Below are 13,585 nucleotides of genomic sequence, written 5' to 3'. Positions count from 1 at the left end.
CGAGCAAGCCCGCTCCCACATCGGATCTCCACAGCTCTTCAGGTTTTGCGGCGCCCACGGGTCTGCACACCCGCCTCCATGGCCATCCCCGCCGTGCGCTCCAACGCATCGGCAAACCCCTGGCGCTGCTCGGGCTCGATTTGCGACAAAAACAACTCATCTACCGTGCTTTCGTAAATCTTCCACATCTTTTTACGCAGCACCCGGCCAGTGTCTGTGATCGAAGCGGATGCTCCACGACCATCGCCTTCGGACCGGGAGCGCACCACCAGACCATCCTTTTCCAAGCGGTCTACCAGGCGTGTGAGGTTGTAGCGCTCAATAGCCAGCACATCGGCCAATTCGTGCATGCGGCGCGTGCCCTCTGGCCCGCTTTCCAAACCCCACAATGCGTCGTACCAGGCATAGGGCGGCAAGCCCGCTTCAGCCAGGCGCCGTTCGATTTCGCGGATGACCGTCCTGTGGGCCCTGACAAAACGGAACCATACATCAGGCTCTTTCGACGACATGCAACACCATCCGGGGAATTTCAAGAAGGTTGCAATAGTAGCTCATCCCGCGCTAGATTCGACCTTGTAGTTGCAATTGCAATTACTTTGACGGCATTCCCACAAGGAACCCGCCACTTGAAATCCGCCTACCCTGGAGCCTCACATGCCCCCGAATAACGCAATCAGACGCGACGACGATCCGCAGGAAACCCGCGAGTGGCTGGAGTCCATCGAATCGGTGCTGCACACCGAAGGTCGCCCGCGCGCCCACTACCTGATCGACCAGTTGCTTGATTTCGACGTTGCGCGCCATGGCGACTTCTACGGGCGGGTCACCACCCCCTACGTCAACACCATTGCGGTGGACCGCCAACTGCCCTACCCCGGAGACCTGGCGATTGAGCGCCGCACCAATGCGTACATTCGCTGGAACGCCATGGCCATGGTGCTGCGCGCAGGCAAACACTCCGGTGTAGGTGGGCATATCGCCACCTATGCGTCAGCCGCCGTACTGTACGACGTAGGCTTCGACCATTTCTTCCGTGGGCGTACCGACAGCTTCGACGGCGACTTGGTGTATATCCAAGGCCACTCCTCCCCAGGCATCTACGGTCGCGCCTACCTAGAGGGGCGCATCAGCGAAGCGCAGCTCGACAACTTCCGGCGCGAAGCCGGTGGCGAGGGTATTTCTTCCTACCCGCACCCACGGTTGATGCCCGACTTCTGGCAGTTTCCTACGGTATCCATGGGCCTGGGCCCGATCACCGCCGCGTACCAGGCGCGCTTCATGCGTTACCTGGAGTTTCGCGACCTCAAGCAACATCAGGGCCGCAAAGTCTGGGCGTTCCTCGGTGATGGCGAAATGGACCAACCGGAATCCCTGGCCGCCATTTCCCTGGCCGGTCGCGAAAAACTCGACAACCTGATCTTCGTGGTCAACTGCAACCTGCAACGCCTGGACGGCCCGGTACGTGGCAACGGCAAGGTGATCCAGGAGTTCGAAAGCCTCTACCGCGCCGCCGGCTGGAACGTGATCAAGGTGATCTGGGGTGGCGGCTGGGATGCGCTGTTGGACAAAGACAAGAGCGGCCTGCTGCGCCAACGCATGATGGAGTGCGTGGACGGTGAGTATCAGAACTACAAATCCCAGAACGGCGCCTATGTGCGCGAACATTTCTTCGGCAAGTACCCCGAGCTGCTCGCACTGGTGGCAGACATGTCCGACGACGAAATCTGGAAACTCTCACGAGGCGGGCATGACCCCGACAAGGTCTACAACGCTTACGCCGCCGCTGTGCGCCACACCGGCCAACCGACGGTGATCCTGGCAAAGACCGTCAAGGGCTTTGGCATGGGGGATGCTGGCGAAGGCCAAAACATCAATCACCAGTTGAAGAAGATGGGCGCCGACGCCATCAAAGCCTTTCGTGACCGTTTCGGTCTGGAAGTAGCTGACGAGCAACTCGCCGAAATCCCCTACATCAAGCCCGCCGCCGACAGCGAAGAAGCCCGCTATTTCGCGGCGCGCCGTCAGGCTTTGGGGGGCTATGTACCCGCTCGCCATAGCGCCGTGCAGTCGCTGCAAATTCCCGAACTGTCAGCCTTCAGCACCCAGCTCAAGGACACCGGCGAACGCGCGATATCCACCACCATGGCCTTCGTGCGCATCCTCGGCACCCTGCTAAAAGACCCGCACCTGGGCAAGCTGATCGTACCCATCGTGCCAGACGAATCGCGCACCTTCGGCATGGAAAGCCTGTTCCGTCAGATCGGTATCCACTCCGCCGTTGGCCAGCTCTATACCCCACAGGACGCCGGGCAACTGAGCTACTACAAAGAGAGCAAAGACGGGCAGATCATGCAGGAAGGCCTGAATGAATCCGGCGCCATTTCCTCTTGGATTGCGGCGAGTACGTCCTACAGCAACCACGGTCTGATGACCGTACCGTTCTATATTTTCTATTCGATGTTCGGCTTCCAGCGCGTCGGCGACCTGGCCTGGGCGGCGGGCGATGCAAGGGCCCGCGGCTTCCTGCTGGGTGCCACGGCCGGGCGCACCACGCTGATGGGCGAAGGCCTGCAACACGACGACGGGCACAGCCATATCCTCTCGTCGGTGATTCCGTGCTGCGTGTCCTACGACCCGACCTTTGCCTACGAGTTGGCGGTGATTATTCGCGAGGGCATGCGCCGGATGTATGTCGAGCAGGAGGACATTTATTACTACATCACCCTGCTCAACGAAAACTACCCGCATCCGGCCATGCCCGACGGCGTGGAAGATGGGATTATCAAAGGCATGTACCCACTGAGCACAAGCGATCAGGCGCAGGTGCAACTGATGGGCAGCGGCTCGATCCTGCGGGAAGTGATCGCCGCCGCTGAGCTGCTGGAAAACGATTTCGCCGTGCGCAGCACGGTGTGGAGCGCAACCAGCCTCACCGAATTGCGCCGCGATGGGCATGCCGTAGAACGCTGGAACCTGCTGCACCCCGAGCACGCGCCGCGTGTAAGTTATGTGGAGCAGTGCCTGGCCAGGCACACCGGGCCGGTGGTCGTCGCGACGGATTACATGAAGTTATTCGCCGATCAGATCCGCCCATTCGTACCAGGCCGGCGCTTTGTCGCGCTCGGCACCGATGGTTTCGGGCAATCGGATACGCGGGAGACCTTAAGGGCGTTCTTCGAGGTGGACCGCTATTTCATCGCTCTGGCGGCCTTGAAGGCGCTAGCGGATGACGGCGTAATAGGCCGCGACAAAGTCAGTGAGGCGATCACACGCTACGGGATCAACGTCGACAAGGTCGACCCCGTAGCGGTGTGATTTACTGCGCGGGCGTCGGCAGAGGCGGAATCGCTTCTGTTGGCGCCGGCAGGTCCGGATTACTGGTCGCTGGTGCAGGCGCAGTTTCTTCCTGCGGGGCAATCGGCGCGGCCTCGGCGGGCGGCGAGACCGGAACGGAAACCGCTGGCTCTTCCTTGGGCGCCTCAACCTTTTCGGCAGCCGGTGCGACTTTTGGCTCCGGCACCCCCAGGTCTGCCTTGGGCTTCTCGGGGATATTCTCGGCCTTCTTCACCTCTTGCGGCAGGAATACATCCACCAGCGCAAAATAGCGGTCGTAGAACTTCGGCGCCGACACGGTCTCACTGGCGACCTTCACCATCGAGTCATCCGTAGAGCCGATCGGCATCGACACCGAGCCCAGCACGCCGACACCCAGGCTTGCTGAGTTGTTGACCTTCTTCAGCGCATAGCGGTCCTGCAAGGCGTTGGCGAACATCGTCGAGTGGTTAGTACCCTTGCCATCATCGGCACACACCACGTTGAAGCTGATCTGCAGATGGCTCTCACCGGTCTGCTGGAAACTCTTGTTACCCACTACCAGCTTCGGATCGTTGCTGGTGATGATGTAACCCTGGCTCAGCAGCGCACGTCGCGCCGCTTCGCATGCCGCCACATCAGTCACCGGGTAATCCCGGGAAAACGTGCCGGAGTCGTCGAAATTCTCATGTTCATAAATAGCGGTCTTGGGTGACGAGCAGCCCGCGGCGCCCGCCAACACCAGCGCCAGCCCGAGGCTACGCAAGTGAAATGATGTCGACATTGAAAATCCTGGGGAAAACAGTCCGGGCGGTATTGTGCAACAGAACAGGCCTTGGCGGGCGCATTCCTGTCAGTAAAACGTCACAGGGCTACGCAGGGGTAGCGGTGGGAAAAAGCCCAGCGCACATATGATCAATAAACACGCGCAGTTTGGCCGAGGCATGGCGACTTGATGGCCAGAGCATCCAGAAACTACCCTGATGCTCCAGGTAATCATCCAGTACCCTTTGCAGGCGCCCTTGCGCAACGGCATGGTTAACCATGTAATCCGGCAGGCAGGCAATGCCTAACCCCTCATGCACCACATGATTAAGGGACTCGATGGTGGTGCTGACCAAAGGCGCGCGCAGGGTCGGCTCCACCGTACCAGGCGCCAGGCGCAGCGGCCAGGGCTCCAGTTTGCCCGTGGCGCAGAACTTGTGGCGCAAGCAAGCGTGGTCATTGAGGTGCAGCGGCTGTTGCGGCGTACCGTATTGACGGAAGTAGGCCGGCGTACCTACCAGCACCAAGTGGTAGTGCCCTAGATGACGGGCCATCAGGCGCGAATCTTCCGGCTTGCCGGTGCGTATGACTGCATCGAAGCCTTCTTCGATAACGTCCACCATGCGGTCGGAAAAGTCCACATCCAACTCGATCTGCGGGTAAGCACGCATAAAGTCGCTGAGCACCGGCATCAACAATCCGCGTACTTGTGGCAGGCTGATACGCAACTTGCCCCGTGGCGTAGCGCTGGCTTGCGTCAACTCACGCTCGGCCGCCTCGACCTCGGCCAAGATGCGCCGCGAACGCTCAAGGAATAACGCGCCCTCCGAGGTTAAGGTGATGCTGCGGGTGCTGCGATGAAACAAGCGCACCCCGAGGCGATCTTCCATTCTCGCAATGCTTTTGCCCACTGCCGAAGACGACACACCCAAGGCGCGCCCGGCCGCCGTGAAGCTGCGAGTCTCTGCGACCTGCACGAAGACTGAGAGGCTGCCCAGACTATCCATGATTGAGTCCTCAATTATTACGGACGCTGATGTCCGATAAGTTCGGAACCTTAGCCTGTTTTTCCGTCGATCACAGCCCCCTACCCTGCATCCTTGCCCTTTGCATGGATACTGCGTCATGACATCACTTGTAAGCGACTCCCCGGATAGGCTTCCCTTAGGCGGCTTGCTGGCACTGGCCTGCGCCGGCTTTATCACCATCCTCACCGAAGCCATGCCCGCCGGGCTGCTGCCCCAAATGGGAGAAGGCCTTGGCGTGTCACCTGCACTGGTCGGCCAACTGGTTACACTTTACGCCTTGGGCTCATTGCTGGCAGCCATTCCCCTGACCTTGCTGACCCGGGGCTGGCGCAGACGGCCGCTGTTGTTGCTGGCCATTGGGGGCTTTGCCTTGGTCAACAGCGTGACCGCCGTGTCCAGCCACTACGGTATTACGTTGATCGCGCGTTTCTTCGCCGGGGTATTCGCCGGGTTGCTTTGGGCGCTGCTAGCCGGTTACGCGAGCCGGATGGTGGCGCCACACCTGCAAGGCCGGGCGATTGCAGTGGCCATGTTAGGTGCGCCACTGGCACTGTCACTGGGCGTGCCGGCCGGCACCTTTCTGGGCGCTGTGGTGGGCTGGCGTCTGAGCTTCGCAATTATGACCGGGCTGACCCTGGTGCTGCTGATCTGGGCGCGCTGGCAACTGCCGGACTTCGCCGGCCAGCCCACCGAGAAGCGCCGGGGGCTGCGTCAAGTGCTGGCGCTGCCCGGCATTCGTCCGGTGTTGTGGGTGACCTTTACCTACGTGCTGGCCCATAACATTCTGTACACCTACATTGCACCGTTGCTGGTTCCGGCCGGGATCGCCGCCGACATCGATAGCGTGCTGCTGGTGTTTGGCCTGGCAGCGCTGGTAAGTATCTGGCTGGTGGGGCTGTTGATCGACCGCTGGCTGCGCCTGTTGGTGCTGATCAGTTGCGCACTGTTTGGTTTGCTCGCCCTCGCGTTGGCGATGTGGCTCAGCTCGCCCCTGGTGGTCTACATTGCTGTAGCGGTTTGGGGCCTGGCGTTCGGTGGCCTGCCTGCCCTGCTACAAACTGCGCTGGTCAAGGCCGCTGGGGACTCTGCAGATGCAGCACAGTCGATGCTCGTGACTGTGTGGAACCTGGGTATCGCCGGCGGCGGGCTGGTGGGTGGTTTGTTGCTGCAAAGCTGGGGGGTAATTGCGTTCCCGTGGGCAGTCGTCGTGTTGATGCTGCTGGCGCTGAGCAAGCGCCCATAAAAAAGCCCCCGGTCTTTTCAGGCCGGGGGCTTTCTATTCAAACCGACATCAGAACTTCTTGATGTCAGCCTTGGTTTCCAGCTGCTTGCGGTACGCCGCGAAGTCCTGCTGGCCCACACGAGAAGCGAGGAAGCGGCGGATTTGCGCCTTTTCTTCGTCCGTTGGGGCAGCCGCTTCGTTGACGCCGTTCAAGCGCACGATCACCAGGCTACCGTCACGCAAGGTCACGGTGGTGAAGGTCGGCTTGTCCTTGGCCGCAGGCTTGGGCATGCGGAACAGGGCTTGCAGCACGGTAGGGTCGATCGCTTCCTGGTTGCGGGTAGCGGCTTCGGTAACCTTCCACGCCTGGCCGTCAATCGGCTGGTTCAGCGGGGTCTTGCCATCACGCAGGCTGGCGATCAACTCGTCAGCATGTGCCTTGGCAGCCGCGCTTGCGCGCTCCTTGGCCATCTGGGTGCGGATCGCCGCAGCGACGCTTTCCAGCGGTAACTGCGAAGGCTTCAAGTGCTCTTTGGCACGCAGCACGATGATGGTTTCCGGGTCCAGTTCGATAGCGGTGCTGTTGGCACCTTCATCCAGCACTTCCGGGCTGAACGCCGCAGTGACCACGGCACGGTTGGCCGCAACACCTTCGCCACCCTCGCGGCCAAACGGCGCGGAGGTGTGCACGGTCAGCTTCAGGTCGGACGCTGGCTGGGCCAGGTCAGAGGCTTCAAATGCCGCATCTTCCAATTGCTTGGTCGCTTCGACATAACGCTGCTCGACCTGTTGGGTCTTGAGCTCGCGGGTCAGCTTGTCTTTCAGGCTGGCAAACGTCGGCACTTCAGGTGCTTCAACGCCCAACAGCTTGATCAAGTGCCAACCGAAGGTGCTGCGTACCGGCGCCGAAACCTGGTCCTTGTTCAACGCGTACAAGGCCGTTTCGAAGTCTGGGTCATAAACGCCAGGGCCGGCAAAGCCCAGATCGCCGCCAGTGTTGGCTGAACCCGGGTCCTGGGAGAACTCTTTAGCCAGGGCTTCGAACTTCTCACCCTTGGCCAGGCGTGCCTGGATCTCTTCGATCTTGGCCTTGGCCTGGGCGTCGGTGACCTTATCGTTGACTTCAATCAGGATGTGCGCCGCGCGACGCTGTTCAGCGAGGTTGGCGGTTTCTTTCTGATAGGCAGCCTGCAGTTCATCGTCCTTGACGCTGACCTGGTCGAAGAAGGAGGACTTCTTCAGCTCCAGGTAGTCGATGACGACTTGATCCGGGGTCATGAACTCTTTGGCGTGCTGGTCATAGTAAGCCTTGACCTCATCGTCGGTGAGTTTCACCGCCGCTGGGTTGGCCTTGACGTTGACAGTGGCGAAGTCACGGGTCTGTTTTTCCAGACGGGCGAATGCCAACACTTCGGCGTCGGTCACGAAACCGCTGCCAGCGATACCTGCACGAACCTGGCCGATGAGCATTTCCTGGGTCATCATCTGACGGAATTGCATACGGCTGTAGCCCAGCTGACGGATCACCTGGTCAAAGCGTTCGGCGTTGAACTTGCCGTCCACCTGGAATTCCGGCGTCTGCAGGATCACTTGGTCCAATGCTGCTTCAGAGAAGCCAAACTTGGAATCGGCAGCGCCTTGCAGCAACAGCTTGCGATCGATCAGACCCTTGAGGGCCGCCTCGCGCAGCAGTTTTTCGTCCAGCAGGGAAGCATCGAAATCCTTGCCCAGCTGTTGCATCAACTGGCGACGTTGCATGTCGACGGCCTGGCTCAGCTCGGTCTGGGTGATTTCTTCACCGTTGACCTTGGCCACGTCCTGCTTACTGTTACCCGAAGCCTGGAAAATGGCTTCGATACCGGTGAACGCCATCAATGCGACGATGATCCCGATAATGGTCTTGGCAATCCAGCCTTGTGAATTGTCCCTGATATTTTGCAGCATGCGTCCCCCAGAAACGGTTGATCTTCAGAAATAGCCAACCGTGGAGCGTGGGTAGAGTACGGATATAAGAAAGGCGCATCCAAGGATGCGCCTTCTCGCAACTGGCGGAGCGGACGGGGGCTTTGGTTCTCCCCCCGGCGTGGCGACCCGATGCATACATGGGTCAACTGCCGCTCCGCTGCCAGGTCAAACCTGCGTTCGACCCGGGTAGGTAAAGGCTGGATCGAAGCTTAGTTAACGGCTTCTTTCAGGGCTTTACCGGCTTTGAAACCTGGTTTCTTGGCAGCAGCGATTTTCAGGGCTGCGCCAGTCTGTGGGTTACGGCCAGTGCGAGCTGGGCGATCGGTCACAGAGAAAGTACCGAAGCCTACCAGTACTACGGAGTCGCCGGCCTTCAGAGCGCCAGTGACGGATTCGATTACTGCATCCAGCGCACGGCCAGCAGCAGCTTTCGGGATATCAGCGGATGCAGCGATAGCATCAATCAGTTCCGACTTGTTCACTCTAAGTCCCCTTATATATCTATTGAGTATGATTCTAAGTTTTTTGGTGAAAGCAAAAACCAGTGCTGAATGGCCTACAGACACTTAAGAGCCGCTTTATAACAAGGGCTCTAAAAAGCTGTCAAGGAAGCCCCCAGGCTTAATCGCATTAATGCGTGCTAATTCTTTCCTTGGAATCAGACTCACGTTTTTCGTCCTTTGCAACTATCTCCGGAGCCACATCCGGCAAGGGCTCCGGCGCGTATTGCAGCGCAATTTGCAGGACCTCGTCAATCCATTTAACCGGTTTAATCTGCAGATCTTGCTTGATGTTGTCAGGAATTTCCTTCAAGTCGCGAACATTCTCTTCAGGAATGATCACGGTCTTGATACCACCCCGGTGTGCGGCAAGCAATTTCTCTTTCAACCCACCGATAGCCAATACCTGGCCACGCAGGGTGATTTCGCCCGTCATTGCCACATCGGCGCGCACCGGAATGCCAGTCAGTGCCGACACCAGGGCCGTGCACATGCCTACGCCAGCACTAGGGCCATCTTTGGGGGTTGCCCCTTCCGGCATGTGGATGTGGGTGTCGTGCTTCTCGTGGAAGTCCAGGGGAATCCCCAGGCTCTTGGCGCGGCTGCGCACCACGGTCTGCGCGGCAGTGATGGATTCGACCATCACATCGCCGAGGGAGCCGGTCTTGATCAACTGGCCCTTGCCCGGGATCACGGCGGCTTCGATGGTCAGCAATTCGCCGCCTACCTGAGTCCATGCCAAGCCAGTTACCTGGCCGACCTGATCCTGTTGCTCGGCCAGGCCGTAGCTGAACTTACGCACGCCCAGGAAGTGTTCCAGGGAGTCGGCCGTGACCTTCACCGAGAAGCGTTTTTCCAACGCATGTTCCTTGACCGCCTTGCGGCAGATCTTCGCTATCTGGCGCTCAAGGCCCCGTACACCGGCCTCGCGGGTGTAGTAGCGCACGATGTCGCGGATGGTGCCGACCTCGAACTCGATCTCACCCTTTTTCAGACCGTTGGCCGAAATCTGCTTGGGCGCAAGGTATTTGACGGCGATGTTGATCTTCTCGTCTTCGGTGTAACCCGGCAGACGAATCACCTCCATCCGGTCCAGCAAGGCTGGCGGAATATTCATGGAGTTGGAGGTGCACAGGAACATTACGTCGGACAAGTCGTAGTCGACTTCCAGGTAATGGTCGTTGAAATTATGGTTCTGCTCGGGGTCGAGCACTTCCAGCAAGGCTGATGCCGGATCGCCACGCATGTCGCTGCCCATTTTGTCGATTTCATCGAGCAGGAACAGCGGGTTGCGCACACCCACCTTTGTCATCTTTTGAATCAATCTTCCTGGCATCGAACCGATGTAAGTACGGCGATGACCACGAATTTCCGCCTCATCACGCACACCACCGAGGGCCATGCGCACGAATTTGCGGTTGGTCGCGTTGGCAATGGACTCAGCCAGGGATGTTTTACCCACCCCAGGCGGCCCCACCAGGCACAACACAGGACCACGAATCTTCTTCACGCGTTTTTGCACAGCGAGGTATTCGAGGATGCGTTCTTTGACTTCTTCGAGGCCATAGTGGTCGGCGTCGAGGATATCTTCGGCGCGAGCCAGGTCCAGACGCACCTTGGTCTGGGCCTTCCACGGCACCTGCACCAGCCAGTCGATATAGGAACGAACCACGGTGGCTTCGGCCGACATCGGCGACATTTGCTTGAGCTTGTTGAGTTCAGCGGTGGCTTTGGTCAGGGCGTCTTTTGGCAGGCCCGCAGCATCGATGCGCTTTTTCAGCTCTTCGATTTCGTTGTGGCCGTCTTCGCTGTCGCCGAGTTCTTTCTGAATGGCCTTCATCTGCTCATTCAGGTAGTACTCGCGCTGGCTGCGCTCCATTTGTTTCTTCACGCGACCGCGAATGCGCTTTTCAACCTGCAACAGGTCGATTTCGGCATCCAGCAGCGCCAGTACGTGCTCGACACGGGCCGACAGGTCGATGATTTCGAGGATATCCTGCTTCTGCTCGATCTTCAGCGCCATGTGCGCGGCCATGGTGTCTACCAGGCGGCTTGGCTCATCGATACTGTTGAGGGAAGACAGCACTTCAGCCGGGACTTTCTTGCCCAACTGCACATACTGCTCGAACTGCGAGAGCAGGCTGCGTACAAAGACTTCGGACTCACGCTCAGGGGCTTCGACTTCGTCGATCAGCGCCACTTCGGCGCGCAGGTGGCCGTCCACCTCCATGAAACGTTCCACCGCACCGCGCTGCTCACCCTCGACCAACACCTTGACGGTGCCATCAGGCAGCTTGAGCAGTTGCAGGACAGTAGCGATGGTACCAACGCGATACAGGGCGTCTTCGCCTGGATCATCGTCAGCAGGATTTCTCTGGGCCAACAGCAGGATCTGCTTGTCGCCCGTCATCGCGGCCTCGAGGGCTTCGATAGACTTCTCGCGCCCCACGAACAGCGGGATAACCATGTGCGGATAGACGACGACATCACGCAACGGCAGGAGAGGCAATTCAATGGTGGTCTTCATGATTTCGCCTCTATGACAGATGAAAAATAAGCTTGAAACCAAGATGGGGGCTGCATGCAAAAAAAACAAGCTTATTGCCAGCAGTTAAACGCAGGAAACGCCTCGCAACAAAAAACGCCGTAAAAACAAAGGGGCCCCTAAAGGCCCCTTGTTTTTACCGAAACTGCAAAACGCTTACGCGTCTGGCGCAGCCTTGGCAGCCGGCTCACTGTTTTCGTAGATATACAGTGGCTTGGACTTACCTTCTATAACGCTTTCGTCGATCACCACTTTACTCACCTCAGACTGCGAGGGGATTTCGTACATGGTGTCGAGCAACACGCCTTCGAGAATCGAACGCAGACCACGTGCACCGGTTTTGCGCTCCAGTGCCCGCTTGGCCACTGACTTGAGTGCATCGGTACGGAACTCGAGGTCTACACCTTCCATTTCGAACAGCTTGGCGTATTGCTTGGTCAGGGCGTTTTTCGGCTCGGTGAGGATCTGAATCAGAGCAGCCTCATCCAGCTCGTCCAACGTGGCCAGGACCGGCAGACGGCCAACGAATTCCGGGATCAGACCGAACTTGACCAAATCATCAGGCTCGACTTCACGCAGGGACTCGCCCACCTTCTTGCCTTCTTCCTTGCTGCGCACTTCTGCACTGAAACCGATGCCGCCACGGGTGGAACGCTGCTGGATAACTTTTTCCAGCCCGGAGAATGCACCGCCACAGATAAACAGGATGTTGCGCGTATCGACCTGCAGGAACTCCTGCTGCGGGTGCTTGCGGCCGCCTTGGGGCGGTACGGAAGCAACCGTGCCTTCGATAAGCTTCAACAGCGCTTGCTGCACGCCTTCACCGGAAACGTCACGGGTGATCGACGGGTTGTCGGACTTGCGCGAAATCTTGTCGATTTCGTCGATGTAGACAATACCCATCTGGGCCTTCTCTACGTCGTAGTCACACTTCTGCAGCAACTTCTGAATGATGTTCTCGACGTCTTCGCCCACATAGCCAGCCTCGGTGAGGGTGGTGGCGTCGGCGATGGTGAACGGAACGTTCAGCAGGCGAGCAAGGGTCTCTGCAAGCAAGGTTTTACCCGAGCCCGTAGGACCGATCAGCAAGATGTTGCTCTTGCCGAGTTCAACTTCGTCACCTTTCTTGTCACGCTGGTTCAAGCGCTTGTAGTGGTTGTACACCGCTACGGCCAGAACCTTCTTTGCACGCTCTTGACCAATCACGTACTGGTCAAGGATGCCGCTGATTTCTTTAGGCGAAGGCAATTTATGCGCGCTGCTCTCGGCCTGGGCTTCCTGCACCTCCTCACGGATGATGTCATTGCACAGGTCGACGCACTCGTCGCAGATAAAGACCGAGGGGCCGGCAATCAATTTGCGTACTTCATGCTGGCTTTTGCCACAGAAGGAGCAATAGAGCAGCTTGCCGTTGTCCTCGCCGTTGCGGGTGTCAGTCATTCGTTCGATCCAAATCCGATAGGCTTGCAACACAAGATGAAGGCTTATGCGGGCTTTTTCAAGCCCGCAAGTGGTCGGACATGCCGACCAGCCCTATTTTGAGCGGCTTATATTAAGCGGGGCGACGGTCAATCACTTTATCGATCAGGCCATATGCCTGCGCAGCCTCGGCGCTCATGAAGTTGTCGCGATTGGTGTCGCGCTCGATTTCTTCCAGGGTATGCCCGCTGTGTTTAGCCATTAGCGTATTGAGACGCTCACGGATGAACAGGATTTCCTTGGCGTGGATTTCGATGTCCGACGCCTGGCCCTGGAAGCCGCCCAGTGGCTGGTGAATCATCACACGGGAGTTCGGCAGGCAGAAACGCTTGCCTTCGGCACCCGCGGTCAGCAGGAACGCGCCCATGCTGCAGGCCTGGCCGATGCAGGTGGTCGACACGTTTGGCTTGATGAACTGCATGGTGTCGTAGATCGACATGCCCGCCGTTACCGAACCGCCTGGAGAGTTGATGTAGAGATGGATGTCCTTGTCCGGGTTTTCCGCTTCAAGGAACAGCAGTTGCGCACAGATCAGGTTGGCCATGTAGTCCTCTACCGGGCCCACCAGAAAGATCACTCGCTCCTTGAGCAGGCGCGAGTAGATGTCGTAGGCGCGTTCGCCACGAGCGGACTGCTCGACAACCATCGGGACCAGGCCGCCAGCGGCCTGGATATCAGAGTTCTGCTGAATATAGGAATTACGGAACATGCTCTGCAGTTACTCCCAAATAGTCATGTCTTGAAAACGCATAAGCCAGCGCGAGGCTGG

Annotated in this window: 10 protein-coding genes; 2 read left to right on the top strand and 8 right to left on the bottom strand. The window is 58.6% G+C overall.

What is annotated here, in order from left to right; translation table 11 throughout:
- Positions 1–38: 38 nt before the first annotated feature.
- Positions 39–509: a MarR family winged helix-turn-helix transcriptional regulator gene (locus ICY20_RS21055; protein WP_159960983.1), complete on the bottom strand. Its 471-nt coding sequence runs from the start codon at positions 507–509 to the stop codon at positions 39–41.
- A 145-nt stretch (positions 510–654) separates the two neighbouring features.
- Here ICY20_RS21055 and aceE point away from each other — a divergent pair, with 145 nt between their 5' ends.
- Positions 655–3,315: a pyruvate dehydrogenase (acetyl-transferring), homodimeric type gene (gene aceE / locus ICY20_RS21050; protein WP_194938503.1), complete on the top strand. Its 2,661-nt coding sequence runs from the start codon at positions 655–657 to the stop codon at positions 3,313–3,315.
- Position 3,316: 1 nt separating this feature from the next.
- Here aceE and ICY20_RS21045 read toward each other — a convergent pair whose 3' ends face one another.
- Together ICY20_RS21045 and ICY20_RS21040 are read right to left on the bottom strand one after the other, a co-directional pair.
- Positions 3,317–4,096, bottom strand: coding sequence for a DUF2242 domain-containing protein (locus ICY20_RS21045; protein ID WP_194938502.1), 780 nt, complete (start codon positions 4,094–4,096; stop codon positions 3,317–3,319).
- Positions 4,097–4,184: 88 nt separating this feature from the next.
- A complete protein-coding gene (locus ICY20_RS21040; protein ID WP_159960989.1) occupies positions 4,185–5,084 on the bottom strand; it encodes a LysR family transcriptional regulator in 900 nt (299 codons plus the stop codon).
- Positions 5,085–5,202: 118 nt separating this feature from the next.
- Here ICY20_RS21040 and ICY20_RS21035 point away from each other — a divergent pair, with 118 nt between their 5' ends.
- Entirely contained in the window at positions 5,203–6,348 is a 1,146-nt protein-coding gene (locus ICY20_RS21035) for an MFS transporter (protein WP_194938501.1), read from the top strand.
- 48 nt (positions 6,349–6,396) lie between these two features.
- On the opposite strand, the gene ICY20_RS21030 is transcribed toward ICY20_RS21035, so the two are convergent.
- From ICY20_RS21030 to clpP, 5 genes are all read right to left on the bottom strand, one after another.
- Positions 6,397–8,271, bottom strand: coding sequence for a SurA N-terminal domain-containing protein (locus ICY20_RS21030; RefSeq protein ID WP_159960993.1), 1,875 nt, complete (start codon positions 8,269–8,271; stop codon positions 6,397–6,399).
- A gap of 230 nt (positions 8,272–8,501) precedes the next feature.
- On the bottom strand, positions 8,502–8,774 hold the full coding sequence (locus ICY20_RS21025; RefSeq protein ID WP_105695716.1) for an HU family DNA-binding protein: 273 nt from the start codon (positions 8,772–8,774) through the stop codon (positions 8,502–8,504).
- Between the two features lie 148 nt (positions 8,775–8,922).
- A complete protein-coding gene (lon, locus tag ICY20_RS21020) occupies positions 8,923–11,319 on the bottom strand; it encodes an endopeptidase La (protein WP_159960995.1) in 2,397 nt (798 codons plus the stop codon).
- A gap of 174 nt (positions 11,320–11,493) precedes the next feature.
- Positions 11,494–12,777, bottom strand: a complete 1,284-nt coding sequence (clpX, locus tag ICY20_RS21015; protein WP_010209414.1) for an ATP-dependent Clp protease ATP-binding subunit ClpX — start codon at positions 12,775–12,777, stop codon at positions 11,494–11,496.
- 112 nt (positions 12,778–12,889) lie between these two features.
- A complete protein-coding gene (gene clpP / locus ICY20_RS21010; protein WP_159960997.1) occupies positions 12,890–13,525 on the bottom strand; it encodes an ATP-dependent Clp endopeptidase proteolytic subunit ClpP in 636 nt (211 codons plus the stop codon).
- Between the last annotated feature and the right edge of the window lie 60 nt (positions 13,526–13,585).

The organism is Pseudomonas pisciculturae (assembly GCF_015461805.1).
Classification (GTDB): Bacteria; Pseudomonadota; Gammaproteobacteria; order Pseudomonadales; family Pseudomonadaceae; genus Aquipseudomonas; species Aquipseudomonas pisciculturae.
The sequence above is the reverse complement of the archived record's forward strand: the minus strand, read 5'-3'. Positions and strand labels throughout refer to the sequence as shown.

Coding starts and splice junctions, on each gene's coding strand:
- ICY20_RS21055 (WP_159960983.1), bottom strand. CDS start 509: ATGTCGTCGAAAGAGCCTGATGTATGGTTCCGTTTTGTCAGGGCCCAC.
- clpP (WP_159960997.1), bottom strand. CDS start 13,525: ATGTTCCGTAATTCCTATATTCAGCAGAACTCTGATATCCAGGCCGCT.
- clpX (WP_010209414.1), bottom strand. CDS start 12,777: ATGACTGACACCCGCAACGGCGAGGACAACGGCAAGCTGCTCTATTGC.
- ICY20_RS21035 (WP_194938501.1), top strand. CDS start 5,203: ATGACATCACTTGTAAGCGACTCCCCGGATAGGCTTCCCTTAGGCGGC.
- ICY20_RS21045 (WP_194938502.1), bottom strand. CDS start 4,096: ATGTCGACATCATTTCACTTGCGTAGCCTCGGGCTGGCGCTGGTGTTG.
- aceE (WP_194938503.1), top strand. CDS start 655: ATGCCCCCGAATAACGCAATCAGACGCGACGACGATCCGCAGGAAACC.
- lon (WP_159960995.1), bottom strand. CDS start 11,319: ATGAAGACCACCATTGAATTGCCTCTCCTGCCGTTGCGTGATGTCGTC.
- ICY20_RS21030 (WP_159960993.1), bottom strand. CDS start 8,271: ATGCTGCAAAATATCAGGGACAATTCACAAGGCTGGATTGCCAAGACC.
- ICY20_RS21040 (WP_159960989.1), bottom strand. CDS start 5,084: ATGGATAGTCTGGGCAGCCTCTCAGTCTTCGTGCAGGTCGCAGAGACT.